Here is a 26,298-nt window from a genome sequence, read left to right on the forward strand (position 1 = left end):
CAGGACAAACCGACTATTTCTGCCAAAAAAATCCATTCAAGCAGTAGAAAAAACGGCCCAGAAGATTGCGGATAATTTCCAGCAGGGGGATTTCCAATTCCAATCCAAGGTCAAATCTGCTATCTTTAATCATCTGGAAGAAGATGGGGAATTGTCACCTGAAAAGTTAGCCAACCAGCTTTTCGACCAAAACTTAACAGCTCGCCTCAGCTTTGTGGATGAACTGAAAGAGGTTGTTCCTGAGAAGATTGTCTTCGAGGAGATTGATGCCAGCCGCCAGCTCAAAAAATTTGAAAACCAGAAACTGTCTCTTTCAAACGGTATCGAACTCATCGTACCCAATAACATCTATCAGGATGCAGAGTCTGTTGAATTTATTCAGAATGAGAACGGAACTTACTCTATCCTAATAAAGAATATCGAGGATATCAAAAACCAATAGTATGAAAAAAATAACAAGAACGATCCTTCTTGTCGTCCTTGTTTTTCTAGCCTATCAAACCTATCAGACTTGGCGCAATGTCAAACAAGTCATGACCTACCAGTCCTTGGTGCAAGAGGTTTTGGCAGAGAATGATACCAAAGCCAATGAAGAGCTGATCCTGGCCATGATTTACACGGAAACCAAGGGACAAAAAGTAGATGTCATGCAGTCTAGCGAGTCTGCAACAGGCTATATCAACAGTATCACAGATAAAAAAGAAAGCATCCGTCAAGGTGTCCAATATTTGAGCAACAATCTGATTTTGGCTGAAGAAGCTCAGGTCGATGTGTGGACAGCTGTTCAGGCATACAACTACGGCCCAGCCTACATCAACTATGTGGCTGAAAATGGTGGAGAAAATACCATTGAGGTTGCCAAAAAATATTCAAAAGAAGTAGTGGCACCAAGTCTTGGAAACAGTTCTGGTGAAACCTATAACTATTTCCATCCCATTTCTCTGATTCATGGAGGAAAACTCTATGTCAATGGTGGAAATATCTACTATTCCCGCCAAGTACAGCTCAATCTCTGTATCTTAAAACTGATGAATATATTCTAAGAAAATCAATCAAACATCACCTGATTGGTTTTTTATTGGTCTAAAAATGCTATAATAGTCATAGAAAATGAAAGGAAGATTTGCTGAATGAGTAGAACCGTATTGATTACTGGAGCAACAAGTGGTATTGGAGAAGCCATTGCCCATACCTTTGCCCAAAATGGGGATAAACTGGTGCTGACAGGCCGCAGAGAACAACGTCTCGCTGCAGTTCAGTCAGACTTGGAAAAAAACTATCAGGCAACTGTCTGGACCTATCCTATGGATGTGACACAGATTGATCAGGTTACAGACATTTGCCAAAAGATTCTAGCAGAAGTGGGGTTTGTTGATATTTTGGTCAACAATGCTGGTCTAGCCCTCGGTTTGGAGAAATTTCAAGATTATGTGCTAGAGGATATGCTGACCATGTTTGATACAAATGTCAAAGGCTTGATGTTCGTAACTCGCCAAATCCTGCCACAAATGGTCGAGAGAAATAAGGGACATATTATCAATATTGGCTCTACTGCGGGTATTTATGCTTATGGAGGTGCTGCTGTCTATTCAGCTACTAAGGCGGCTGTCAAAGTGCTCAGTGATGGCATACGGATTGATACAGTTGCCACGGATATCAAGGTCACGACCGTTCAGCCTGGTCTGGTCGAAACAGATTTTAGTCTGGTTCGCTTCCATGGAGATGAAGAGCGAGCTGCTCAATTTTACAAGGGGATTGAGGCCCTTCAGGCCCAAGATATTGCGGATATAGTCCTCTACATTGCTAACCAGCCAAGACGAGTACAAATATCTGATATTACTATCATGGCCAATCAACAAGCTACTGGCTTTACCATTCATCGCGAAAATTAGAAGGATTAGATATATGAAAAAGATCAAACTTATTGCTGCGACAGTTCTTCTCGCAACGCTTCTTGTTGCCTGTGGTAAAAAAACAGGTACATCACCTAGCAGTAGTACGAGTACAACAAACCAAACGAAGCAAACGCAGACAACCCCAAAATCAACGGTTTCTACAACTGAGAGTCCGACTTCTAACGAGAATCCTTTAACTGTGATATTTGCTAAAATGGATATAGAAGCCATCTCACAGGATGATTTTTCGAGCATTATCGGAACATGGTGCAGTGATGATGGCAGACTGCTCACTTTCAATTCAGTTGGCTTAGTGGCTGATAGCAATCCAGAAACTGTTGATGGCTTTAAGATGGTAGAGGGAGCATTAGAGACTGTTGTCAAACCTAAAGATGGTAGCCAAGGTGGTTATCGTTTGGTCATGATTCCCTCAGAAGTCAAAATTCCTGGTCAGTATTTTAATACAGGGGATGACGATACTGATATACACCAAGATCGGATGATAGGCAGTCAGCAGAATCTTAACAAAGCAAGTGATTACAAACCATTTTACCGCCTTCCACCGAAAACCAATATTGAAAGTAACCCATTAACAAATGATGATACTGGTGTTCGCTTAGAGAGTGGACAAAATACAATTGATTATGCAAATTCTATTTTAGGATTGCTCAACTGGAAAATTATCGAAAGCAATTACAATCGAACAGAGAGCATTCCATTTGAACTTCTTCAAGGAGAAAATGGTTCCCTATTCCGTGTTTATCGCAATGGCGTTATCCTTTCACAAATTAAAAATGTAATTGTCTATATGCCATAGAAAGATTGAACAATAAAATCCCTTTGAACTTAATGATTCAAAGGGATTTTTAATAAATGCGGATTTATTCCCACTCCACCGTTGCTGGTGGTTTGCTGGTGATGTCGTAGACGATGCGGTTGACGTGGTCAACTTCATTGACGATGCGGACGGAAATTTTTTGGAGGACTTCCCAAGGGAGTTTGGCAAAGTCAGCTGTCATGCCATCGATCGAAGTGATAGCACGGATGGCAATGGTGTAATCATAGGTGCGGCCGTCGCCCATAACGCCAACGGAACGTACGCCTGTGTTGACGGTGAAGTATTGCCAGACATCACGATCTAGGCCAGCTTTGGCGATTTCTTCACGCAGGATGGCATCTGATTCGCGGACGGTCATCAATTTTTCTTCAGTGATTTCACCCATGACACGGATCGCAAGCCCTGGACCTGGGAAGGGTTGGCGCCAAACAATCTCATCTGGCATGCCCAGAGCAGTCCCCAAAGCCCGAACCTCGTCCTTGAACAGCGTGTTGAGAGGTTCGATTAGTTTGAACTGCATATCCTCAGGCAGGCCGCCCACATTGTGGTGGCTCTTGATAGTCTGAGCGGTTTCGGTTCCCGATTCGATGATGTCAGTATAAAGGGTTCCTTGAGCCAGGAAGTCCACATCCGTCAGCTTGCTGGCTTCATCGTCAAAGACATAGACAAATTCATTTCCGATGATTTTACGCTTTTTCTCTGGATCTGATACGCCAGCCAGTAGGTCAAGGAAGCGCTTGGAAGCATCTACGCGAATGATGTTTAGGCCAAACTTGCCGCCCAACATTTCCATGACCTGATTGCCTTCATTTTTACGAAGAAGACCGTGGTCTACAAAGATACAGGTCAGCTGGTCACCAATGGCCCGCTGCAAAAGAACGCCGACAACTGAAGAGTCAACCCCGCCAGACAAACCAAGAAGCACCTTCTTATCACCAACGGTTTCCCGAATTTTTTGAATCTCAACATCGATGAAGTTTTCCATGGTCCAATCTCCACGGCCACCGCAGATGTTGATAGCAAAATTTTTCAAAATATCATTTCCATACACAGAATGACGAACTTCTGGATGGAATTGGATTCCAAAGATTTTCTTGTCTGTGTTTTCAATCGCAGCAAAAGGACAGTCTGATGACAAACCAACCAAGTGGAAGTCGGCTGGAATCTCAGTTACCGCATCTCCATGGCTCATCAGAACCACTTGCTCAGCAGGAGTCCCAGCAAAGAGGGCTGAATCAGCTTTCAGTTGAAGAGTGGATTGACCATATTCACGGTTTCCTGCCTCACCAGCTGGCACCACCTTCCCACCCAATTTATGGGTGATGAGCTGCATTCCGTAACAGATTCCGAGGATTGGAATCCCCAATTCAAAGATTCCTGGGTCAATATCAAAAGCATTCTCAGCATAAACAGAGTTTGGACCGCCTGAAAGAACGATACCAATTGGATTGAGCTCTTTCACCTCGGCTACTGAAATCTTATGGCTTTTCAACTCAGAAAATACGCCGAATTCACGGATACGGCGAGAAATCAGCTGGTTGTATTGACTACCGTAATCCAGAACGATAATCTTTTGCACATCTTGCATTGTCATTCTTTTTTCCTTTCAAATCGAAAATCTTACCTTTTCTGCTATTTATTTTAACACAAAAGCGAACTATTTGCAGTAGGAATGGATAAAAAACTAGATTTTTGATAAAATAAGGGAAGAAGTTGCGAGGAAAATTCATGAAAGCTGCCTATATAACTATCCATGATAAGATAAAAGATGACATTGATTTGGGGATTTGGAAAATTGGTCAACGCCTGCCCAGTGAACGGGATTTGGCGGATGAGTTTGGGGTTTCAAGGATGACCCTCCGCCAAGCCATCACTCTTTTGGTAGAAGAAGGAGTGCTGACCAGGAAAGTGGGCTCAGGCACCTATGTTGCCAGCACTCGGGTCCAGGAAAAGATGCGGGGCACAACCTCTTTTACCGAAATCATTCAGCTTCAAGGGAAGACACCGTCGAGCCAGCTCCTTTCCTATATCAAGACCCAGCCCAATGAAAAGGAAAGGCAGATGCTCCACTTAGATTCCAAGGAAAATATCGTTCGGATGGAGCGGGTCCGTTTTGCAGATGGTGTTCCCGTTGTCTATGAAGTAGCCAGCATCCCAGAGCGCCTGATTCAAAATGTCAAGAAAGAAGATGTCACCAATCACTTTTTTAAAACCCTAACAGACAATGGCTACCGCATCGGTAAAAGCCACCAAACCATCTTTGCCAGATTGGCCAATGACAAGGTTGCTCGACTCCTGGACATCAAGAAAAACCAGGCCATCCTTGCACTCAGACAGGTTTCTTATTTGGAAGATGGACAGCCTTTTGAGTATGTCAACAGTCAGTATGTCGGTGAGCGCTTCGAGTTTTATCTGGAAAACAATTAGAAAGAAGGTAAAATTATGAACCTAGATGAATTAAGAAATGACATCATTCTCAAGCAGAAAAAAGGGCTCCCTTTTATTGCTAGTTCTGTTCTTATTTGGCTTTTGATTTCCATTGTTACCTCTCTTGGTTTTAAGCAGACAATGGAAAATATTCTTGTTTTCGCTTGTTCCTGCCCCCTCTTGCCTTTGGCATGGCTGATTGGCAAGCAGTTGAAGGTGGATATTTTTTCAAATGAAAATCCTCTTGGTAAACTTGGATTTCTCTTTACCCTCAACCAAGTGCTGTATTTGCTGATTGTTATGTGGGTCTTCAATGCCGTTCCTGATAAGATGGTCATGGTCTATGCCATGGTGTTTGGAGCCCATCTTTTGCCTTATTCTTGGCTGTACAAATCCCCAAGCTACCAACTCTTCGCCATCCTGATTCCAGTTTTGGCACTGATTTTGGGGAATCTTTTTTCAGCAACCATCTTGGCCCTTGTCATGGTTGGCATCGAAGCTCTCTTTACCTTTTTATTGGTCAAAGAAGTGAAAGCAGCAGCTGTGGCATAAGTGCCCTAATATCCGATAAAAGTCCGACTTTACTCTATTAAATTGCGGGCTTTTTTGGTATAATGAAGTTTATGGAAATCGAAAAAACCAATCGAATGAATGCCCTCTTTGAGTTTTATGCAGCCCTCTTGACCGACAAGCAGATGAACTATATTGAGCTCTATTATGCGGATGATTACAGTCTGGCTGAAATCGCTGAAGAGTTCGGTGTCAGCCGCCAAGCCGTCTATGACAATATCAAGCGGACTGAAAAAATTCTTGAAGATTACGAAATGAAGCTGCACATGTACTCAGATTACATCGTTCGCAGTGAAATTTTTGATGCCATCATGGAAAAGTACCCAGAAGATGCCTTTCTTCAGGAAAAAATTTCCATTTTATCCAGCATTGACAACCGCGATTAAATTCAAATAAAATAACTACTTTAGGAGAAGTGAACCATGGCTTTTGAAAGCTTAACCGAGCGCCTACAAAGCGTCTTTAAAAACCTACGTGGAAAGAAAAAATTATCCGAAAAAGATGTTCAAGAAGTCACCAAGGAAATCCGCCTGGCCCTTCTTGAAGCCGATGTTGCCCTGCCAGTCGTAAAAACCTTCATCAAGCGGGTTCGTGAACGGGCAGTTGGTCATGAAATCATTGATACCCTGGACCCAACCCAACAAATCGTTAAAATCGTTAATGAAGAGTTGACGGAAATTCTGGGTTCAGAAACGGCTGAAATCGAGAAGTCACCAAAGATTCCGACCATTATCATGATGGTAGGTTTGCAGGGTGCAGGTAAAACCACCTTTGCAGGCAAGTTGGCCAACAAGCTGATCAAGGAAGAGAATGCTCGTCCCATGATGATTGCGGCCGATATTTACCGTCCAGCAGCCATCGATCAGCTCAAAACCCTGGGTCAGCAAATCAATGTACCTGTCTTTGATATGGGGACTGACCATTCGGCGGTCGAGATTGTCTCCCAAGGTCTTGCTTTGGCGCGGGAAAACCGTAATGACTATGTCCTCATCGATACGGCCGGCCGCCTGCAAATTGATGAGAAACTCATGGAAGAACTCCGTGATGTCAAGGCCCTGGCACAACCGAATGAAATTCTTCTGGTTATCGACAGCATGATTGGTCAGGAAGCAGCCAATGTCGCGGCAGAATTCCACAAACAGCTTGAAATCACCGGTGTCGTTCTGACCAAGATTGACGGGGATACCCGTGGTGGTGCGGCACTCTCAGTTCGTGAAATCACTGGCAAGCCGATTAAATTTACCGGTACCGGTGAAAAAATCACTGATATCGAAACCTTCCACCCAGATCGGATGTCCAGCCGAATCTTGGGTATGGGTGACCTGTTGACCCTGATTGAGAAGGCCTCTCAAGAATACGATGAGAAAAAATCATTGGAATTGGCCGAAAAGATGCGGGAAAATACCTTTGATTTCAACGATTTCATCGATCAGTTGGATCAGGTTCAAAACATGGGACCGATGGAAGACTTGCTGAAGATGATTCCAGGTATGGCTGGCAACCCAGCCTTGGCCAACATCAAGGTTGATGAGCGTGAAATTGCCAGAAAACGGGCTATCGTGTCTTCCATGACCCCAGAAGAAAGGGAAAATCCTGATATTCTGTCACCGAGTCGCCGCCGCCGCATCGCAGCAGGTTCTGGTAATTCCTTTGTTGATGTCAACAAGTTCATCAAGGACTTTAACCAGGCCAAAACCATGATGCAGGGCATGATGTCTGGCGATATGGATAAGATGATGCGCCAAATGGGCCTCAACCCCAACAATATGCCTAAGAACATGCCAAATATGGGCGGTGGAGCAATGCCGGATATGTCTGCTCTCATGGGCGGAGCAGGAATGCCGGATATGAGCCAGATGATGGGGGGTGGCATCAAGGGTAAAATTGGTGAATTTGCCATGAAACAAGCCATGAAACGCCAGGTCAATAAAATGAAGAAGGCCAAGAAAAAACGCAAGTAAATAATATAGCTGAGAGTAGAGTAATGGAGGTAGCTATATGGACAATAATGTCATTTCTTATTATCTATTTGAGCATCTCCCTTTTACACTGGCTCTCATAGCTCATTTTTTAGGAGATTTCCATTTCCAAAGCCAAGCACTGGCCAATGAGAAAAAGGTAAGCTTCAAGGCACTCTTGAGCCATCTGTTCTGGGTAGGATTGCCTCTTCTGATGATCGCTATCATCTTTCCTTTCCGAATCAATTCTTTCTTTTTTGAAGTTTGGTTGGCGCATTTTGCTATTGATTTTATCAAGTATTTCCTGACCAAGAAGAGCTTTATCAAGCCTCTTTGGGAAAAATATGTTTTTCTGATTGATCAAATCCTTCATCTGGTAGCAATCTTTCTCATTTATGATCAATATGCCTACACAGCAGCTGTACTAGATGCACCAAAAGCTGAGTATCCAGCCTTTCCAATTTTTAATATTCTCCTCCTTTTAGTGCTCATCACCAAGCCTGTCAATATTGTCTTTAAACTCTTTTTCAGCAAATACCAGCCAAAAGAAGGAGAAGAAGCACCGAAAACAAAGGCTGGAGCTGGTGCCCTGATTGGTCAATTAGAACGTTTGACCATGGCTATCTTTCTGATTTGGGGTCAATTTGCTGCCATTGGCCTGGTCTTTACTGCCAAATCCATTGCACGTTTTGACCGTATTTCAAAGGACCAGGGATTTGCAGAATATTACCTGATTGGTTCCCTCTTTAGCATTATCAGTGTTTTGCTGCTGTATGCCTTACTAGTCTTATAATATTAACCAAGTTCAACTTGGTTTTTTAATTAATGTTACATAATATATATTATGTAACATTATAAAAGGAGTTCGAATGATTATCTGGTTAAATGGTCCCTTTGGTGTTGGAAAAACAACTCTTGCAAATCGTCTCGATCAAGAAATTCCGGACTCAATCCTCTATGATCCAGAGCATCTCGGTGATTTTTTTCAAGAAAACCTCCCAAAAACTGTCTGTCCAGAAGATTTTCAGGATTATCTAATTTGGCGTCAGACAACGGTTCAGATTATCCGAGATTTAGCCACTAAAACAGGTAAGGTCATCATTGTGCCGATGACGATATTTAAAAAGGAATATTACCAGGAAATCATCGAACAAGGGCTGAGAGAGGACATGTGTGTACAGCATTATATTTTGGTTGCTGAAAAAGAGACGATTTTGGACCGTTTAGACAAACGAACCCAGGAAAATAATAACTGGGCATTAAAACATCTAGATAACTGTTTGCAGGCATTTGAAGACCAGATTCCAGGACGAAAGATAGATACAGGTGGCTTAACAGTCGATGAGATTGCTGAAATAGTCTTAGAAGTATCTGAAATAAGTAAGGTTGATTAAACTGGGTTCATATTATTTCCCATAACATCTTTCCGAAAAACTGTAATTTTCTTGAAATACATGTAAGGTTGTGATATACTGCTATTATAGAAAGATTTGGAGAAAAAGATGAGACGCGAATTACTTTTAGAAAAAATTGAGGAACTGAAAGCTATTATGCCCTGGTTTGTTCTGGACTACTATCAGTCCAAGTTGACGGTCCCTTACAGTTTTACGACCCTGTATGAATATCTCAAGGAATACAGACGATTTTTTGAATGGTTACTGGATGCTGGTATCTCAGATGCGGGTTTGATTGCGGATATTGACCTCAAAACTCTTGAAAACCTCAGCAAAAAGGACATGGAAACCTTCATTCTCTATCTGCGTGAACGGCCATCCCTCAATACCTATTCGACCAAGCAAGGGGTCTCTCAGACCACCATCAACCGGACCTTGTCTGCCCTATCCAGTCTCTTTAAGTATTTGACAGAGGAGGTGGAGGATAAAAATGGTGAGCCCTACTTCTATCGCAATGTCATGAAAAAGGTGGCCACCAAAAAGCAAAAGGAAACCCTGGCGTCACGGGCCGAAAATATCAAACAAAAACTCTTTTTGGGTGATGAAACCATGGAATTTCTGGAATATGTCGATAGTGAATACGAGGTCAAGTTATCCAATCGGGCCAAGTCTTCCTTTTATAAAAACAAGGAACGTGACCTAGCCATCATTGCCTTGCTGCTAGCTTCAGGGGTTCGTTTGTCTGAGGCGGTTAATCTGGATTTGAAGGACCTCAATCTCAAGATGATGGTCATCGATGTCACTCGTAAGGGCGGTAAACGGGATTCTGTCAATGTTGCTGGATTCGCCAAGCCCTATCTGGAGCAATACCTGGAAATTCGAAAAGCCAGATACAAGGCTGAAAAACAGGATACAGCCCTCTTTCTCACAGAGTACCGTGGCATACCTAACCGTATCGATGCATCCAGTGTTGAAAAAATGGTTGGAAAATACTCCCAGGACTTCAAAATCCGCGTGACACCCCACAAACTCCGCCATACCCTGGCTACCAGGCTCTATGATGCCACCAAATCACAAGTTTTAGTCAGTCACCAACTGGGTCATGCCTCTACGCAGGTAACAGACCTCTATACTCATATTGTCAATGATGAACAAAAAAATGCCTTGGATAAATTATAATTTACATAATATATGTTATGTAAACAAAGGGTTATTTATTACACTTTTTGAATACCAAAAAGACACCAGTTCGGTGTCTTTCATTTTATTTGGTCTCACCAATGAAGGCAATCATTTCATCCAGAACTTCCTTGCTGTCAGTGACTAGCAGATAGGCATCGTTGCCCTGTAATTCAGCAAAGGCTTCAGGCATGCGCTTGGTTGTCTTGAGATGGGCTGCGTAACGTTCTTTAATCTCATCCGCTGAGTGAACATAGTCAGTTGCATCTCTGCGAGTGGCAACCAGGCAGTATTGAGACGGGAAGCGGCGCTCTTCTACTTCTTGTCCTGTGACAACATTGGCGTAGTCACGGAAAAGGTCAATCGAGTGGGCATAGTTGTAGGCCTCAACAGTGAAGCCACCTGCCATGCGGTTGTTGTATTCGAGGGCGATGTAGTCATCACCATCCTTGAAAAATTCGATATGGAAAAAGCGCTCCTTCATCCCAAAGGCCTTGATAACGGCACGGCCATACTCAACCAATTTTGGATCCAGTTCCTTTTCGATAAAGTAGGCATTGTCCTTTTTAGACAATAAGAGCTCCAGAGGGGTATGGACATAGGCCAGGCTGGTCTCAAAGACCACATTTCCCTTGCTGTCGACCAGGCCATCATAGGTGACCAGTGTATTGGTGTCAATGAATTTTTCAAAGAAATACGCAGTCTTTCCGTCCCAGGCCTCTTTGAAACCATCCAGGTCAGCTTTTTTCGTCAGTTTGAAGGTACCTGATGCTCCGACACCATTATCTGGTTTGGCTATCATTGGGAAACCAATTTTCTTGACAGCCTTGGCAATATCTTTTTCAGATTTGACAATCTGGCCAGGGGCCACTGGAACTCCAGCCTTGGTGAAGTATTTCTTCATTTCGGACTTAAACTTGGTCTTTTTCAGCTGGCTTGGTTTAGCCCCAAAGATATTGAACTGCTCACGCAGTTGTGCATCAGATTCCAGCCAGTGTTCATTGTGGGATTCCACACGGTCGATTGGGCCGTGTTTGTAGATAAGAAAGGCTGCCGCACGCTTGACCTCATCCAGGTTTTCCAGGTTTTCCACACGGAAATACTCTGTCAAGGCATTGCGAAGGTCTTCTGGCAGCTGGTCATAGGGCTCTTGACCGATACCCAGTACCGTTACTCCTTCTTTTTTAGCCAATTCAATGGTAAAGGGTTGGAAGTTTTCAGGATAAAAGGGGGAAATAACAAGGTAATTCATAAGTCTTTCCTTTCTTTATAGATTCATTTGTGCCAAGAAGTATGGCATTTGCTGACGCCACCAGACCCAATCGTGGGCAACATCGCCGCCCCATTCATCAAACCAGGCAGGGATTTGCTTGCTTTCAAAGGCATGTTTGAGGTTGTAGAAGCTTGGGAGGCCATCTTGTTCCCAGTCCCCTAGACCTGTACACACGATGATTTCTGCTTGTCGATAACGGTCGATAAACCAGCCATCGTTTTGATTCCAGATATAATCAGCTGGGGAATTTTGATAGACAGCATCGTCTTGTCCATAGTCTTGATTGTTATTGAAAAAGCGGGCATCGTAGATACCAGAGAGGGCTACAACCTTGGTAAAGACATCTGGATGCTGGAGGAAGAAATTGACGGCGTGGTAGGCCCCCATAGAGCAGCCTGTCGCCATCATGCCATCAAACCAGTTGGTTTTGTGCTTGATAAAGGGAATGGCTTCTTCGATAATATAGCGTTCATAGGCTCTGTGGGCTTTTGCCTTGTCGTGAATGGATTTCCAATCCGCTAACCAGCTTTCCTTGTCATAGCTGGTCAGGGTAAAGAATTGAACCTTACCAGCCTCGATAAATTCGCGGCAGGCCTCAATCATGCCGAAGTCAGCGTATTCGCTAAACGAACCGCCTGATGAGGCAAAAACGACAACTGGTATCCCAGCATGACCATAGCGGTTGAGGTTCATTTCACGGCCAAGATTACCAGACCAGTGACTTAAAAATTCTACGTGCATATTATTCTTTTCTCCTTACCATTTTTCACTCAAGAAACGCAGGCAAGCCGGTAGGTGGGCTGCCCAGGCCTCTTCATTATGCAGTGCTCCTGATGTGATTTCAAGGGCTAGGTTCTCCAAAGCCACTCCTCCTGCTATCAACTGGCGATAGTAGGAAAGGGAGGAATCCAAGTAGGCCTGTTTGATATTGCCTGCCATGAGGGTCTTGTCCGTATCATCTGCTTCTTCTGTGCCGACATAGATGTAAACCCGTTGGTCTGGGTCTAATGCCTGACGCTCGATGTAGCGGTTAAAGGCCTCCTGATGCAGCCAGTTGGCGGATGAGAAAACACCTAGGCAGCCAATCTGATCCTGGTAGGCCAGGCCCATAAACTGGGTGATATTTCCTCCCAGCGAGGAACCAATCATGGCTGTGTGAGCCTTGTCTGGCTTGGTTCGGTATTCCTTATCGATAAAGGGTTTGACCACATCCATGACAAATTCGGCATAGAGGGTTCCCTTGCCACCAAATTGAATACCTGGAATCCCCATTTCGCTGTATTTCCAGGCAGCATACTCGTGCATCCGCTCCAAGCCGTCATTGTCAATAGCCACGATAATCATCTTAGGGATGTCGGGATTGCGCTTGATGGTTGGAATGGTTTTCCAAGAATGTCCTGAATAGGATTCCTTGCTGTATAGGACATTTTGCCCGTCATGGAAATAAACAACGGGGTAGCTGGTGTCGGTGTCTTCTTCATAATTTTTCGGTAACAAGACACGGACGCGGCGGTTCTGATGGGTATAGGGAACCTGCAATTCATGGGTTTTCATGTCAAGGTAAAAATAGGATTTATTCACTTACAAACTCTCTTTTCAACTAATATTAGACTATTATAGCATATTTTCAATGAAATATTCAGAAAATTTAGTTATTTAATGTCAATATCCGATTATTCCGAACAAATCAAGGCAACTTGGCCTGGTAGGCTTGCCTGTACCCTTCCAACTCTTTCAACTCAGAACTGGTCAAGTCTTCAAAAACATCCAAAATAATGTCTTTCTTATCCCGCTTCCAAGTGGCAACCAAACGTCCCTTGTAAAAGACAGTCGGTTTGATAATGCCTGTCAAGGTATAGATTTGGCGGATGTGCTTGGGGTCAAAAAATGGATTGGCCTTCTTTTCATAGCCTAGCAAGAGTTGGTCAAAACCAGCTATGAAGAGACAATCTGGCAATTCTGCTTCTTCCAAATCCCCCAGATAAAAGCGCTCCTCACCAGCAACTTGGATGGTTTTTAAGTCCAGCTGCTTCATCCAATCAAGTACAGTTGACTTATTTTCTTTGAAATAATAACGGGCATCTGCCAGACTGACTGGACCAAATCCTGAAAAATATCGGCGGGCAATTTCCAGCTCTGCTTCTTTCTTGGGCAGGGGTTGAAAATCCTTGAGCAAATGGAAACGTTTGGCCCCATATTCCTGGTAGATTTCCCCCCTTTCAACCATATAGCGCAAGAGTCCGCCCCAAGCATTGAAAATCCGCTTTTCATCTTCTAGGCTAATTTTCTCTGCCCGACAGAGGTCCTTTATCTGGTCACGGGTCAAAGATTCCTGACTCAGCCCCTCCAAGATAACATGGTGGAATCGCTGCTTGGTTTGAGGACTTAATTCATCCCGGTACTCAGTCTGTAAATAGGCGGTATCAGCCATACGCCCCTCATGGATGTAGAGAGGAATTTCAGATTTGAGATAGGCATGAACTGTCCTGCGTATGGACCATTGGCGGGTCAGCTTTTCCTGCCAGTCTGCCTGCTGAAATTCCTGTTCTGTCATCCGATTCTGAAAACCGATATGGACATAGGGCTGGAACTGGGCCTGTAAACCATTGAGATTTTGACAGATTTTTTCAACAGATTGCCCGTCCAGCAGCCCTTGTTTCTTGAGAATAATTCCCTTCCAAGTTTCCTGATTCATCATTTTCCCCTTTCACCTTTACTAAGTCCAGTATAGCATAAAGACACCCGAAGGTGTCTGGGAATTATTTCAACTTCTTATAAATATCTGAACGATGGCCTACATGGAGATTGAGCAATACTAACTCTCCATCGTCCACAGCAGCAATGATGCGATAGTTGCCAACGCGGAAACGGACATAGCCAGATAGATTGCCCGTCAGGTACTTTCCGGGAGAACGGGGAAAGTCGACATCTACCAAGTGCTTATCAATCCAGTTGGCAATCTTCCGACTAACGCCTTTATCAAGCTTGTCCATGTCTGCAAAAAAACTAGGAGCGTATTCAACCCGATATTTAGCCATAGCGCTTCATCATCTCATCGTGACTGAGGGTTTTCTTACCAGCCTCTACCCATTCTTTATAGGTGTCATCTGCCTTGGCAATATCGTACATATCTTCCAGCTTTTCTAAAACAGCCTCTCGAATAAAATCAGTTTTGGTCATATGCTGACCAGAAGAAATTTCCTCAATCAGTTGAACCAAATCTTCATCGAAGCGCACTGCGATTGGTTTTGATAGTGTGGACATGCCTCTCACCTCCAAATGTTTACTATGTAAACATTATAATCTGAAATGTAAAAAAAGTCAATGATGTACACAAAAGACACCCGAAGGTGTCTGGGAAAACTGATCAACTTAGTAGGCCAAAAACTCTTCCAAATCCTTGAGGGAACGCTCTGCTATTGCTTCGTAGCGTTCCTTCTTATCGCGGATACGGGGGCCGTCCAGCTCCTTGATGATGCCAAAGTTGACATTCATAGGCTGGAAGTGCTTGCTTTCGGTATGGGTGATGTAAAATGGCAGAGCGCCGATGGCTGTGGTCTGTGGGAAAATGACTGGCTCTTCGCCACGGAAACGGCGAACAGCGTTGATACCGGCCACTAAGCCAGAGGCGGCAGACTCGACATAGCCTTCTACTCCTGTCATTTGACCTGCAAAGAAAAGATTTGGATTTTTCTTGGTCGCAAAAGTCTGTTCCAATAAGTTTGGCGAATCCATGTAGGAATTGCGGTGCATAACGCCGTAGCGGACAAACTCCGCATTTTCAAGTCCTGGAATCATCTGGAAAACCCGCTTCTGCTCACCCCACTTGAGGTGGGTTTGGAAGCCAACGATGTTATAAAGGCTACCTGCTGCGTTGTCCTGACGGAGCTGGACAACTGCATAAGGTGTCTTGTATTCTCCGTCACGTGGTCCCTTGTAGTCTTCTGGGTATTCCAGACCAACTGGCTTCATTGGACCATAGAGCATGGTTTTGATACCGCGTTTGGCCATAACTTCGATTGGCATACAGCCTTCAAAGTATTTTTCTTTTTCAAAGGAATTGAGTGGTGCTTCTTCGGCAGAAATCAAGGCCTCGTAGAAAGCAGTGAACTGCTCCTTGTTCATCGGTGCATTGAGATAGGCAGCCTCGCCCTTGTCATAACGGGACTTGAGATAGACCAAGTCCATGTTAATGGTCGAGCTGTCCACAATCGGTGCTGCCGCATCGTAGAAATAAAAACCATCACCACCATTGAGATCGTGAATCTTTTCTGCCAAGGCGTCAGACGTCAAAGGCCCCGTCGCAATAACTGTAATAGCATCTTCAGGAATCTCAGTAATCTCACCACGGATGACCTCAATCAGGGGATGATTGTGAATCTCATCTGTCACTGCCTGAGAGAAATTTTCTCGGTCCATGGCCATAGCACCACCAGCAGGCACTCGGTGAGCCTCGCCAGCCCGAAGAATAATGGAATCCAGACGACGCATTTCTTCCTTGAGCAGCCCAACCGCATTGGTCAAACTATCACCACGGAAGGAGTTGGAACAAACCAACTCAGCAAACTTGTCGGTCTTGTGCTGGGGAGTGGGTTTGACACCCCGCATCTCGTAAAGTTTGACGGGAATGCCACGCTTGGCAATCTGATAGGCTGCTTCAGAGCCAGCAAGACCAGCTCCGATGACGTTGATATAAGTTGCTTTAGATTGAGACAATACACTAATACCTCTTTGTTAGATGAACTAACACAAATCTTTCTAATTCTCTTCGAAAATCAAAATGATTTCTTGTCGATATCAGCTTGCCGTACACCAGTACAGCCTGCGCCTCATCTCCTAGATAATTTTTAATTTTCATAGAGTATTCAATATTTTACTGACCTATTATACCAAAAAATCGGGATTCTGGGTCTCTTGAGGGCCTGTTTCTCCATTAAGAATGCTAGCTTGTAGCAGTTTCAAGGCTGAATTCCTGGCCCGTAAATAGACCTTGATGCTGGAACTTTTCAGGCGTTTGGACAGGGCACTGGAGTTGAGCTGGAGGGCTTGAGCTAAAGCTTGCTGTTCAAAGCGTTCCTCGTAGATGCCCAATTCCAGAAGGGTTTGTAGCAGGACCTTCTGACTGTCTCTCCAGCTAGCCTTGATGGCCTCACTGGCAGCAAGCAGGCTGTTGATTACTTCTTCTGCTTCTTCTTCATCCATCCGAATGGCAAGTTGGGTATTGCCGTAATCATTTTTCTGGTGGATGTAGTTGATAGCCTCCCTTGCATACCAGTAGGCTGGACCATCTGCTCCAAGACTGACTGTTGGATCGATGTCTGTCAGAATCTTTCCCAGACCAATGCCAAAACGCAGATTGATCCCCTCCATCGATTGGTTGATTTCATCAATCATCTGGAAAAGAGGAGCTTCAGCCATGAGCAAACCCTGAAATTCATCTCCCAAGGTAATGGAAAACTTGGAAGCCAGGACAGCCTGATACTTTGTGTTTAGCTTGTCCAAGCAGGCTTTGAGCTGCTGCTGGCCTTCAAAACGATTTGCAATATCTTTTGAATCAATCATATCTCCAATAATAGCTATGTAGTCCATATGAAGCCTCCTTTTAAGTCCATTATAACAGACAATTTGATAAATGTCTATTATAACGGAAAGAGTTTTGATTTTCTATTAGAATAGACAAAAAAAGTTTACATAAACAATCTTATGTAAACTCAATTCTTTATTTCACTTTTTCTTCTTCATAGTCACCATTGGGGCAGACGACTTGCTTACCACCGCCTCGGACCTTTTTCTCGACCAAGTAATGGTCGCATTTTGGACAAGAACGGCCGACTGGCTTGTCCCAAGAAGTAAACTCACAGGCTGGGTAGCGGTCACATCCATAGAAGATGCGGTTTCGTTTGCTCTTGCGCTCGATGACCTGGCCTTCTTGACAAAGGGGGCAGGTGACGCCGATGGCCTTGACAATCTGCTTGGTATTGCGGCAATCTGGGAAATTGGAGCAGGCATAAAACTTGCCGTATTTGCCCAGTTTGATAACCATTGGCTGACCACAAACATCACAGTCAAAACCAGCTGGCTCGTCCTTGATTTGGATTTTTTCCATTTGGCTCTCGGCCTTGGCCAATTCAAGTTTGAAGGGCTGGTAAAAGCCATCGATGACCTTCTGCCACTGCTCCTTACCAATCTCGACATCATCCAATTTCTGCTCCATTTCGGCAGTAAAGGTGACGTTGACAATATCAGGGAAAAATTCCACAATCAGCTTGTTGACAATTTCGCCCAGCTCCGTTGGCTCGAAGCGTTTGGAGGCCAATTTGACATAGTAGCGTTTTTGAATGGTTTCAATGGTTGGGGCGTATGTGGATGGACGTCCAACTCCATTTTCTTCCAGGGTTTTAATCAGGGTTGCTTCTGAATAGCGGGCAGGTGGCTGCGTGAAATGCTGTTCAGGATTGGAGCTGGTCCGTGTGACGGTATCACCCTCTTCCATATCTGGCAACATCTTGTTCTTATCGGAGTCGTTGTAGACAGCCATGTAACCGTCAAATTTGACCTGGCTTCCATTGGCAGTGAAGATGACGCCATTTTGTCCCAGACGAACATTCATGGTGTCAAAGATGGCGGCTGTCATTTGGCTAGCCACAAAGCGGTTCCAGACAAGAGTATAGAGCTTGAGTTGATCCTTGTCCAAATACTTGGCAATAGAGTCAGGTGTCAGTTGGACATTGGAAGGACGGATGGCCTCGTGAGCATCCTGAGCTCCAGAAACATTTTTAACCCGACTGCCATGCTTGGAATACTTTTCGCCAAACTTGTCTGTGATAAAGTCTGCCGCCTGGGCCTGGGCAATAGGGCTGATACGGGTAGAATCCGTACGCATATAGGTAATCAAACCTTGTGCTCCACCTGTTCCAAGACTGACTCCTTCGTAGAGCTGCTGGGACACCATCATGGTCTTACGGGTTCTGAAATTGAGCTTATTGGCCGCATCCATCTGCATGGTTGAGGTGGTGTAAGGGAGGGGAGCATTGCGTTTGCGCTCCTTGCGCTCCACCTGATCCACATTGAAGTCATCACTCTGGATACGGGACAAGACTTCCTTGACCTGGTCATTGGTTTCCAGCTTGACCTTCTTGCCATCTAGGCCATAAAAGCTAGCTTGGAATTTTTTGTTGCCTTTTTTGAAAGTGGAATCAATAGTCCAGTATTCTTCTGGTTTGAAGTTGTTGATTTCATTTTCCCGGTCAATGATGAGCTTGAGGGCCACTGACTGGACACGACCTGCTGACAAGCCTTTTTTGACCTTTTTCCAAAGAATGGGCGAAATGGAATATCCAACAATCCTGTCCAAAACGCGGCGGGCCTGCTGGGCATCAACCAGGTCTTGATTGATGGTGCGGGGCTCCTTAAAGGCGTTTTTGACCGCATCCTTAGTAATTTCGTTGAAGACGACCCGATTGGCCTCGGACTCATCCAGGTTCAGAATGTGGGCCAAGTGCCATGAGATAGCTTCTCCTTCTCGGTCCGGGTCACTTGCCAGAAAGACTTTTTTGGCCGTTTTGGCTTCTTTTTTCAAAGAATTGATCAAGTCACCCTTGCCACGGATGTTGATATACTGCGGTTCGTAGTTGTTTTCAAAGTCAATGGACATGGTTGATTTTTTCAAGTCACGAATATGTCCGACAGAAGCCACAACCTTGTAGTTGCGGCCCAAATATTTCTCAATTGTCTTGGCCTTGGCCGGTGACTCCACGATAACCAGGTTTTTTTGACCAGCTGTTTTTTTGCTGCTTGTTTTCTTTTTGCTTGTTTTCGTAGCCATTTAGATCCCTTTTAATAGTTTAACTTCACAAAGGATATACTATTTTCAAGCAAGTGTCAAGAAATTTCTTTTTCCTATAGGAAAACACGCTTTATCCCTGGTACTCTGAAAGGATGTCAAAACCTGATACGACGCACTTTGCGCCCTCTTGGATCAGGTGATGACAGCCATCTGATTTTCCATCTAAAATGGAGCCTGGTACGGCAAAAATATCCCTACCCTCCTCAAGGGCCCGTTCGCAGGTGATGAGACTGCCAGACCGCATCTTGGCCTCCGCCACTAGGACTCCTCCAGCTAAACCAGCGATGATGCGATTGCGCTCAGGAAAATGGTATTTGAGGGCGGGTTGGTCAGAATTGTATTCGGATAAGAGTAGGTGATTTTTGGCGATATAGCGCTGCAGTTGACGATTTTCCTTAGGATAGGTATGGCTGAGGCCTGTACCGATGACGGCGATGGTCTTACCGCCGTTCTTGAGACTGGCAATATGGGCTGCGGTATCAATCCCCCGAGCCAATCCGCTGACAATGACAAAGCGGTTGTCTAGCTCCTTAATCAGCTTTTGGACAGACTGAACGCCAGTTTTACTAGCATTTCGGGTACCGACAACAGCTAGTTTTGGATAGTCTAGGAGTTCTAAATTTCCTTGATAAAACAAGAGTGTCGGCGGGTTGTAAATTTCTTTCAGAGCTTGCGGATAGACCTTGTCTAGGATGGAAAAGGAAGGAAAACGATTAAATTCTTCGCGGCAGGCCTTGACATCCAGGGCCTTGTATTGCTCCATGAAGAGGGTGGGCTTGCTGGTTTCGGAAACCACGGCAATATTGCGCAGACTGAGTGACTTTCCAGTCTTTTCACGATATATCAGGACCTTATTGACCTGCAAATTGGACAAACCAGCTTTCTTTAATTTAAAAATTTCAAAATTGTTCATAACTACCTCCACTTAATCTATTCGAAAACCGCTCAGCTTGTGACTGAACGGTTTGAAAGTTTAGGGCAAATCCTTATTCTCTTCTTTTTTCTGACTCCATAAAACTATTCCAATGGAGAATGAAAGGAAGGAAAGTAAGATACAGATGACTACTCCAATCCAACGTGTTGTCGGATCAGGGGTAGCTTCAGAAAAAATATTCATCATTGCAACAACCAGCATGAATAGACCAAAGCCAAGTAATCCTATTATCAAAATAAGATTGCGATGTTGACTTTTCTCCACTTTTTCTACAGCCTTTTCGGCAATTATTCTTGAAAATCTTCTTGGATACATATTTTATCTCCTCTAGCTTCAACGATTTCTCATCATAGATTTGATAGGTTCAAAAGTCTTACGATGAATAGGGGTAATCCTGTATTTTTCCAGTCCTTCCAGATGCTCTGCGGTGCCATATCCTGCATTTTTGGCAAAGCCATAGCCTGGATAGGTTTGGTCATAGTCGACCATCAACCTGTCCCTGGTCACCTTGGCCACGATGGAAGCCGCTGCGATCGATAAGGAATTGGCATCGCCCTTGATGATAGACTGCTGAGGGATGGGGGTGTCCAGCTTCATGGCATCAATCAGGAGGTGCTGAGGGGCTGGGTTTAGCTTGCCCAAGGCCTCCAGCATGGCCAGCTTGGTCGCCTCGTAAATGTTCACTTGGTCGATAACCTGTGCATCTTTTATGCCAATTCCCACTGCTACTGCTTGCTCCATGACTTCGTGATAGATGGCTTCGTGCTTGGATTTGGGGATTTTCTTGGAGTCGTTGAGGTGCTTGATTTTGCAGCCCTTGGGCAGAATGACTGCTGCTGCCACCACTGGACCTGCTAAGGGCCCGCGGCCCACTTCGTCAATACCGGCAATCAGCTGAAATCCTTGTGCGTAGATTTCCTTTTCATGGCGAAGCATGGACTCAAGACGCTCATTTTCTGCTTCTTCAGCCTCAATCGCTTTTTTTCGCTGTAAAATGACTTTTTGTACACCACTTCTGCTATCGGCTTCAAAGTCTACCCAGCGCGGGTCTGCTAAGTCAGTTACATCTTCCAAGGTAGCTTTTATTTCCTTAATCGTTGCCATCCAAATCACTCACCTTGTCTAATGTATAAGTTCCTAGGCGCCCGTCTCGAACCTCCTTGACAAAGAGCTGGTAAAAACGGTCATAATCATCTCGGAAGCCTAGTTTTTGTGTCCAAGTCATAATCAACTCTGGTGTATCCTGCTCCAAGTCCATGCCCTTAAAGCGCTCCAGTAAGCGCTCTGGATAGTTGGCCTTGAAATAGTCCAAGCCAAAGATAGTGACTTCATCCATGGGCAGGAGCTGGTCCTTGATGGCACCTGTCAGCGCCAGTTTGAGGCCGACCTCTTGGTCTTCAAACTTAGGCCAAAGGATCCCTGGTGTGTCCAAGATTTCCAAATCCTTGTTGGTCTTGAGCCATTGCTGGCCCTTGGTGACACCTGGTTTGTTGCCGACGACAGCGATTTTCTTGCCTGCCAGTCGGTTCATGAGGGTGGATTTGCCGGCATTTGGAATCCCGATAATCATGGTTCGCAGGGTTTCTTTTTGAATACCTCTTTGGCGGAGACGCTCAATCTTGTCTTTCATGAGGCTTTTTGCTGCCTCAGTCATCTTTTTCACCGTCGCCTGCTCTTTTGAGTTGATAGCCAAGGTTTTAATGCCCTGTCCTTCAAAGTAGCTCTGCCATTCCTTGGTCCGAATAGGGTCTGCTAAGTCCACCTTGTTGAGAATCATGAGTTTGGGCTTGTCGCCTACGATTTTAGTCAGCATGGGGTTCTGACTGGACAGGGGCAAACGGGCATCAACCAGAATGGTCACAAAATCAACATGTTTGAGGTTTTCCTGGACCTGACGGCGGGCCTTGGACATATGGCCCGGAAACCATTGGATTATTGCCATGTACTTTCTCCTTCTTTGAATATTCTTTTTTTGTCATGTACCTTTCATTCTACCATTTTTGTGGGTAAATTGCTTGCCATTTGTCATATTGATTGGGTTTGAGACTTCTGCTTTCTTTCTGATTTTGGAGACTTCAAGCTATATTAAATAGCTGGAAAGGAATTTGATTACAAAATAGGTCTTGGCTAGGCACTTAGTCATTCAGAGCCGCTACATAACGTTGAGTGATTTCCTTTGGTCTTGTGATGGCACCGCCGACAACAATGCCCTTAACACCCAAATCATGGATTTTTTTGGCCTGAGCTGGTTCATGAATCTTGCCTTCAGCAATGACATCTACCCCGGCCTGGCACAGTTGATCAATCAATTGAATATCCGGTCCGTCCTCTTGGCGACTATAAGAGGTGTAGCCAGACAAGGTGGTTCCAACAAAATCAACACCAGCTTCAAAGGCCTGAAGGCCCTCTTCCAAGGTAGAAATATCGGCCATTAACAGTTGGTCTGGGTATTTTTCCTTGACCCGGTGGATAAAATCGACGATTTTCAAGCCGTCATGGCGTTCCCGATTGGTACAATCCAAGGCAATGACTGCAATGTCCAGGGCAGCCAATTCATCCACTTCCTTCATGGTTGCAGTGATAAATGGCTCTTGGGGTGGATAGTCCCGTTTGATAATGCCGATAATCGGCAACTTGGTGACTTCCTTTATCTCCTTTATATCTCGGACACTGTTGGCACGAATCCCAACTGCGCCCCCCTCTTCTGCTGCCTTGACCAAAAGGGGAATCACTCCTCCCTCCTCAACATACAGGGGCTCACCAGGCAAGGCCTGACAGGAAACGATGATGCCATCCTGAATTTGAGAAATCAATTGGTCTTTCTTCATTGAAAGCCTCACTTTCTTGGACACTGTCCCTTAATAAGTTTTTTACATTGGTAACGTTTACATTTAATATTATAATGTACTAAGTATTCTAGCGCAATAGCTTTACTGCGTTTAGAATTTATATTCAATCCATCAAAGTTTCCCTCTTTCTCCTGAAAGTACTTTCAGAGATAAAGCTATCCCATTCTCTGGCTAAGGAAAACATTTCGAAGTCAGTCAAGTCCATGATTTGTTTTACAGACTTTCTAAAAAATAGTAAAATGGCAGTAAAAGAAATATCTGCTTTGGCATGGAAAGGAGTTACCATGATCAATCTCCAGCTCCTTGAGCAGCTTGTGACAGTTGCTCAGGAAGGAACCCTCTCAAAAGCTGCACAGGTCTTGCTGATGTCGCAGCCCTCACTGACGCGGAATATGCAAAGCCTGGAAGAAGATTTGGGGGTTCAGCTCTTCGAACGAAGAAGAAATCGCTTAGTTCTGACGGAAACAGGTCACTATACGGTTCAAGAGGCCCAACTCCTTCTTGCAAAAAGTCAGGAATTTGTGGAAGGTGTGCAGAATTATTACCAACACCAAATCAGTCTTTTTGCTGGCATCTGTGCCCCCGCTGCCGAGTGGGAGTTGAAAAATCGTCTGATGGAAAGAGACCAAAAAAACCAGCTGCAAATCAAGCTGCTGGCAAATCCTGCTCTCAAAAAAGGGTTGCTGACAGGAGAATTTCATCTGATTGTGACGAATCATCCGATCGATGAAGAGGGTATTGTGACAGCTGGCCTCTTTATGGAGCAGTTCTATCTGTCTATCCATCCCAGCCACCCCCTTGCAGCTAAGGACGAGATTGAATTGAAAGACTTGGCTGATTTGACCATGCTGATTCGCTCCGACTTGGGTATTTGGCAGTCCTTGGTAGAGACACTGACCCAGACCAGATTTATCGTTCAAAAGGACTGGGAGACCTTTGAAGAACTGATTCAGGCCTCCAACCTGCCCAGCTTTTCAACCAACATTAGCCAAGACCTCTCAGAAAATAGTCAAGGCCGAGTCCATATTCCCATCAGGGATCCAGAAGCCACCAAAAGCTTCTATCTCTCCGTCCTTGAAAAAAACAGGCAGCTTCTCTCCCTCTTTGGTTGCAAGTAAAAAACAGCACTGGTGCTACCAGTGCTGTTTTCATTAAAAGCTTTTTCCTAAAAATCCTGCCAGAGTTTCAACCGATGATGGTGAATGGTAGTCATCAAAGAGGGTGGTGTGAGGCAATCTAGTTCCACAAACTTGATTAAATATTACCCCGTCTTTACTGGATGAGGTTGACAAAGAGATCGACTGTCGAAGCATCCTGGTGATTAAAGAAGAGACTGGTTTTGGTGTCGAGGCCAGCGATGGCCTTCATATCTTCATCTGACAGTTCAAAGTTAAAGACATCCAGATTTTCCTTCATCCTTTCTGGTTTGACCGTTTTAGTCAGGCAGACAATTCCTCTTTGAACCTGCCAGCGAACCATAATCTGAGCTGTACTTTTTCCATACTTGCGGCCGATTTCCTCCAGAACTGGATTGGTGAAAATGCCATTACGCCCTTCTGCAAAGGTCGCCCAGGATTCAATCTGAACCTTATTTTTCACCATGTTTTCCTGAGCAAAGATTTGCTGGTTAAAGGGATGGGTTTCAACCTGGTTAACCTGAGGTGTAATTTCAGTAAAGGCTGCCAAATCACTGAGGCGGTCCGGATAGAAATTGCTGACCCCGATAGCCCGAAGTTTGCCCTCCCGATACAGGTCCTCCAAGGCCCGATAGGCCCCGTAGTAGTCTGAGAATGGCTGGTGCAAGAGCATCAGATCTAGGTAGTCCAGCCCCATTTTTTCCAAGGAATCAAGGACAGACTGGCCAGCTTTCTCATAGCCATAATTATCCAGCCAAACCTTGCTGGTGATGAAAAATTCTTCCCGTGGAAGTCCAGATTCGGCGATGGCTTGACCAACTTCTCTTTCATTGGCATAGGCCTGGGCGGTGTCAAAATGGCGGTAGCCCGCCGCAATGGCATCCAGCACAGCCTGCTTGGTTTCTTCAGCTGGAATTTGGAAGACACCAAAACCTAAAATGGGGATGGTAACGCCGTTATTTAAGGTGATTTCTTGCATACATAATTCCTCTTTTATTTTTCTTATAGGGCCCCTACAATGGCATGAGGGCGGTACAATTCATCTAGGAAGGCCATTTCCTCAGTTGATAATTCAAAGCCAAAGGCCCCAACAAAGTCATCTAGGTATTTTTCCTTGGTCACACCGACAATAGGAGAATCAATCCCCTTTTGCCATAACCAAGCCAGAGCCACCTGTGCACGCGATTTGCCGTGTTTTTCCGCCAGCTGAGCAACCCGCTCCACAATCAAGCGATCCTCAGCTTCTGTTGCGTCGTACTTGGATTTTGCCACTTCGTCCGTCTGGCTACGGGCGGTTTCTGCGGACCAGTCCCGAACCACACGACCTGCTGCCAATGGGCTATAAGGCGCCAAGCCAACTCCTGAATCCTTACAGAAGGGAATCATTTCCCTTTCGTCTTCACGGTAAAGAAGATTGTAGTGATTTTGCATGACAGAGAACTTGGTCCAGCCATTCTTTTCAGCTATGTATTGGGCCTTTTGGAACTGCCAAGCATACATGGCAGATGCTCCCAGATAGAGAACTTTTCCTGCACGGACCAAATCATTGAGGGCTGCTATGGTTTCTTCAATCGGAGTATCATAGTCCCAGCGATGGATGTAAAGTATGTCGATATAATCCGTCTGCAAGCGTTTGAGGCTAGCCTCCACTTGGGCAAAAATAGCCTTACGAGACAACTTGGTCGTATTGAGACCAGAACCACTACCATCGCCAAAGAACAGCTTGGTAGCAATCACCACTTCCTCCCGATTTGTAAAATCTTTCAGGGCCTGGCCCAAGATTTCTTCACTTGAACCATAGCCATAGATATTGGCCGTATCGAAGAAGTTGATACCCGCATCCAGTGCCTTTTTAATGATTTGTCTGCTGGCTTCCTCATCGAGGACCCATCCGGCATGAAAGCCACGATTTGGGTCTGAAAAACTCATGCAACCCAGGCATAATTTAGATACTTCCAACCCTGTTTGACCTAATTTTGTATATTCCATCTTTTATCCT

At 44.8% G+C, this 26,298-nt stretch carries 29 protein-coding genes; 12 read left to right on the plus strand and 17 right to left on the minus strand.

Going from position 1 to position 26,298, the window contains the following annotated elements:
* The 4 genes from ACEYCN_RS00175 to ACEYCN_RS00190 form a co-directional block, all read left to right on the plus strand.
* Window positions 1-442 (plus strand): nucleoid-associated protein (locus ACEYCN_RS00175; protein WP_373712287.1); only part of this gene is annotated, 442 nt, incomplete at its 5' end.
* Window position 443: 1 nt separating this feature from the next.
* On the plus strand, window positions 444-1,043 hold the full coding sequence (locus ACEYCN_RS00180) for a lysozyme family protein (RefSeq protein WP_373712288.1): 600 nt from the start codon (window positions 444-446) through the stop codon (window positions 1,041-1,043).
* Between the two features lie 87 nt (window positions 1,044-1,130).
* The gene (locus ACEYCN_RS00185) at window positions 1,131-1,892 is read left to right on the plus strand and encodes an SDR family NAD(P)-dependent oxidoreductase (RefSeq protein WP_373712289.1); all 762 of its coding nucleotides are present in this window, start codon (window positions 1,131-1,133) and stop codon (window positions 1,890-1,892) included.
* A 13-nt stretch (window positions 1,893-1,905) separates the two neighbouring features.
* A complete protein-coding gene (locus tag ACEYCN_RS00190) occupies window positions 1,906-2,712 on the plus strand; it encodes a DUF6287 domain-containing protein (RefSeq protein WP_373712290.1) in 807 nt (268 codons plus the stop codon).
* A 64-nt stretch (window positions 2,713-2,776) separates the two neighbouring features.
* On the opposite strand, the gene guaA is transcribed toward ACEYCN_RS00190, so the two are convergent.
* Window positions 2,777-4,327, minus strand: a complete 1,551-nt coding sequence (guaA, locus tag ACEYCN_RS00195; protein WP_373712291.1) for a glutamine-hydrolyzing GMP synthase — start codon at window positions 4,325-4,327, stop codon at window positions 2,777-2,779.
* Window positions 4,328-4,461: 134 nt separating this feature from the next.
* On the opposite strand from guaA, the gene ACEYCN_RS00200 reads away from it, so the two are divergent.
* The 7 genes from ACEYCN_RS00200 to xerS all read left to right on the plus strand — a co-directional run bounded on the left by ACEYCN_RS00200 (window position 4,462) and on the right by xerS (window position 10,261).
* The gene (locus tag ACEYCN_RS00200; protein WP_373712292.1) at window positions 4,462-5,160 is read left to right on the plus strand and encodes a GntR family transcriptional regulator; all 699 of its coding nucleotides are present in this window, start codon (window positions 4,462-4,464) and stop codon (window positions 5,158-5,160) included.
* Between the two features lie 15 nt (window positions 5,161-5,175).
* Window positions 5,176-5,712, plus strand: coding sequence for a hypothetical protein (locus tag ACEYCN_RS00205; protein WP_373712293.1), 537 nt, complete (start codon window positions 5,176-5,178; stop codon window positions 5,710-5,712).
* Between the two features lie 71 nt (window positions 5,713-5,783).
* Window positions 5,784-6,116: a putative DNA-binding protein gene (locus tag ACEYCN_RS00210; RefSeq protein WP_373712294.1), complete on the plus strand. Its 333-nt coding sequence runs from the start codon at window positions 5,784-5,786 to the stop codon at window positions 6,114-6,116.
* Window positions 6,117-6,152: 36 nt separating this feature from the next.
* On the plus strand, window positions 6,153-7,691 hold the full coding sequence (gene ffh / locus ACEYCN_RS00215; protein ID WP_373712295.1) for a signal recognition particle protein: 1,539 nt from the start codon (window positions 6,153-6,155) through the stop codon (window positions 7,689-7,691).
* A gap of 37 nt (window positions 7,692-7,728) precedes the next feature.
* Window positions 7,729-8,481 carry a DUF3307 domain-containing protein gene (locus ACEYCN_RS00220; protein ID WP_373712296.1) on the plus strand — a complete coding sequence of 251 codons (753 nt, stop codon included), beginning with the start codon at window positions 7,729-7,731 and terminating at the stop codon, window positions 8,479-8,481.
* A 76-nt stretch (window positions 8,482-8,557) separates the two neighbouring features.
* Window positions 8,558-9,082 carry an AAA family ATPase gene (locus tag ACEYCN_RS00225; protein WP_373712297.1) on the plus strand — a complete coding sequence of 175 codons (525 nt, stop codon included), beginning with the start codon at window positions 8,558-8,560 and terminating at the stop codon, window positions 9,080-9,082.
* 108 nt (window positions 9,083-9,190) lie between these two features.
* A complete protein-coding gene (gene xerS, locus ACEYCN_RS00230) occupies window positions 9,191-10,261 on the plus strand; it encodes a tyrosine recombinase XerS (RefSeq protein ID WP_373712298.1) in 1,071 nt (356 codons plus the stop codon).
* Between the two features lie 85 nt (window positions 10,262-10,346).
* Here the strand turns inward: xerS and ACEYCN_RS00235 are convergent, their stop codons facing one another.
* The 14 genes from ACEYCN_RS00235 to ACEYCN_RS00300 form a co-directional block, all read right to left on the minus strand.
* Window positions 10,347-11,513 (minus strand): acetyl-CoA carboxylase biotin carboxylase subunit family protein, encoded by a 1,167-nt coding sequence (locus tag ACEYCN_RS00235; protein WP_373712299.1) that lies wholly within the window; start codon window positions 11,511-11,513, stop codon window positions 10,347-10,349.
* 15 nt (window positions 11,514-11,528) lie between these two features.
* Window positions 11,529-12,275, minus strand: coding sequence for an esterase family protein (locus ACEYCN_RS00240; protein ID WP_373712300.1), 747 nt, complete (start codon window positions 12,273-12,275; stop codon window positions 11,529-11,531).
* A gap of 15 nt (window positions 12,276-12,290) precedes the next feature.
* The gene (locus ACEYCN_RS00245; RefSeq protein WP_373712301.1) at window positions 12,291-13,115 is read right to left on the minus strand and encodes an alpha/beta hydrolase; all 825 of its coding nucleotides are present in this window, start codon (window positions 13,113-13,115) and stop codon (window positions 12,291-12,293) included.
* Window positions 13,116-13,221: 106 nt separating this feature from the next.
* Window positions 13,222-14,229 (minus strand): DNA glycosylase AlkZ-like family protein, encoded by a 1,008-nt coding sequence (locus ACEYCN_RS00250; RefSeq protein ID WP_373712339.1) that lies wholly within the window; start codon window positions 14,227-14,229, stop codon window positions 13,222-13,224.
* A 64-nt stretch (window positions 14,230-14,293) separates the two neighbouring features.
* A complete protein-coding gene (locus ACEYCN_RS00255) occupies window positions 14,294-14,572 on the minus strand; it encodes a type II toxin-antitoxin system RelE/ParE family toxin (RefSeq protein WP_373712302.1) in 279 nt (92 codons plus the stop codon).
* Window positions 14,565-14,798 (minus strand): type II toxin-antitoxin system RelB family antitoxin, encoded by a 234-nt coding sequence (gene relB, locus ACEYCN_RS00260; RefSeq protein ID WP_373712303.1) that lies wholly within the window; start codon window positions 14,796-14,798, stop codon window positions 14,565-14,567. Before relB ends, ACEYCN_RS00255 begins: the two co-directional genes overlap by 8 nt.
* 108 nt (window positions 14,799-14,906) lie before the next feature.
* A complete protein-coding gene (trmFO, locus tag ACEYCN_RS00265) occupies window positions 14,907-16,250 on the minus strand; it encodes a methylenetetrahydrofolate--tRNA-(uracil(54)-C(5))-methyltransferase (FADH(2)-oxidizing) TrmFO (protein WP_373712304.1) in 1,344 nt (447 codons plus the stop codon).
* A gap of 168 nt (window positions 16,251-16,418) precedes the next feature.
* On the minus strand, window positions 16,419-17,123 hold the full coding sequence (locus tag ACEYCN_RS00270; RefSeq protein ID WP_373712305.1) for a SatD family protein: 705 nt from the start codon (window positions 17,121-17,123) through the stop codon (window positions 16,419-16,421).
* Between the two features lie 130 nt (window positions 17,124-17,253).
* The gene (gene topA / locus ACEYCN_RS00275) at window positions 17,254-19,359 is read right to left on the minus strand and encodes a type I DNA topoisomerase (RefSeq protein ID WP_373712306.1); all 2,106 of its coding nucleotides are present in this window, start codon (window positions 19,357-19,359) and stop codon (window positions 17,254-17,256) included.
* 91 nt (window positions 19,360-19,450) lie between these two features.
* Window positions 19,451-20,293, minus strand: a complete 843-nt coding sequence (gene dprA, locus ACEYCN_RS00280) for a DNA-processing protein DprA (protein WP_373712307.1) — start codon at window positions 20,291-20,293, stop codon at window positions 19,451-19,453.
* Window positions 20,294-20,353: 60 nt separating this feature from the next.
* A complete protein-coding gene (locus tag ACEYCN_RS00285) occupies window positions 20,354-20,629 on the minus strand; it encodes a hypothetical protein (protein ID WP_373712308.1) in 276 nt (91 codons plus the stop codon).
* Window positions 20,630-20,647: 18 nt separating this feature from the next.
* On the minus strand, window positions 20,648-21,418 hold the full coding sequence (locus tag ACEYCN_RS00290; protein ID WP_373712309.1) for a ribonuclease HII: 771 nt from the start codon (window positions 21,416-21,418) through the stop codon (window positions 20,648-20,650).
* On the minus strand, window positions 21,405-22,256 hold the full coding sequence (gene ylqF, locus ACEYCN_RS00295) for a ribosome biogenesis GTPase YlqF (RefSeq protein WP_373712310.1): 852 nt from the start codon (window positions 22,254-22,256) through the stop codon (window positions 21,405-21,407). The genes ACEYCN_RS00290 and ylqF overlap by 14 nt, the downstream gene beginning before the upstream one ends.
* Window positions 22,257-22,449: 193 nt before the next feature.
* A complete protein-coding gene (locus ACEYCN_RS00300; RefSeq protein ID WP_373712311.1) occupies window positions 22,450-23,142 on the minus strand; it encodes an N-acetylmannosamine-6-phosphate 2-epimerase in 693 nt (230 codons plus the stop codon).
* 305 nt (window positions 23,143-23,447) lie between these two features.
* On the opposite strand from ACEYCN_RS00300, the gene ACEYCN_RS00305 reads away from it, so the two are divergent.
* Window positions 23,448-24,281, plus strand: coding sequence for a LysR family transcriptional regulator (locus tag ACEYCN_RS00305; protein WP_373712312.1), 834 nt, complete (start codon window positions 23,448-23,450; stop codon window positions 24,279-24,281).
* Window positions 24,282-24,435: 154 nt separating this feature from the next.
* On the opposite strand, the gene ACEYCN_RS00310 is transcribed toward ACEYCN_RS00305, so the two are convergent.
* Entirely contained in the window at window positions 24,436-25,278 is an 843-nt protein-coding gene (locus tag ACEYCN_RS00310) for an aldo/keto reductase (protein WP_373712313.1), read from the minus strand.
* A gap of 23 nt (window positions 25,279-25,301) precedes the next feature.
* Window positions 25,302-26,288, minus strand: coding sequence for an aldo/keto reductase (locus ACEYCN_RS00315; protein ID WP_373712314.1), 987 nt, complete (start codon window positions 26,286-26,288; stop codon window positions 25,302-25,304).
* Between the last annotated feature and the right edge of the window lie 10 nt (window positions 26,289-26,298).

Source organism: Streptococcus sp., assembly GCF_041802885.1.
GTDB lineage: Bacteria > Bacillota > Bacilli > Lactobacillales > Streptococcaceae > Streptococcus.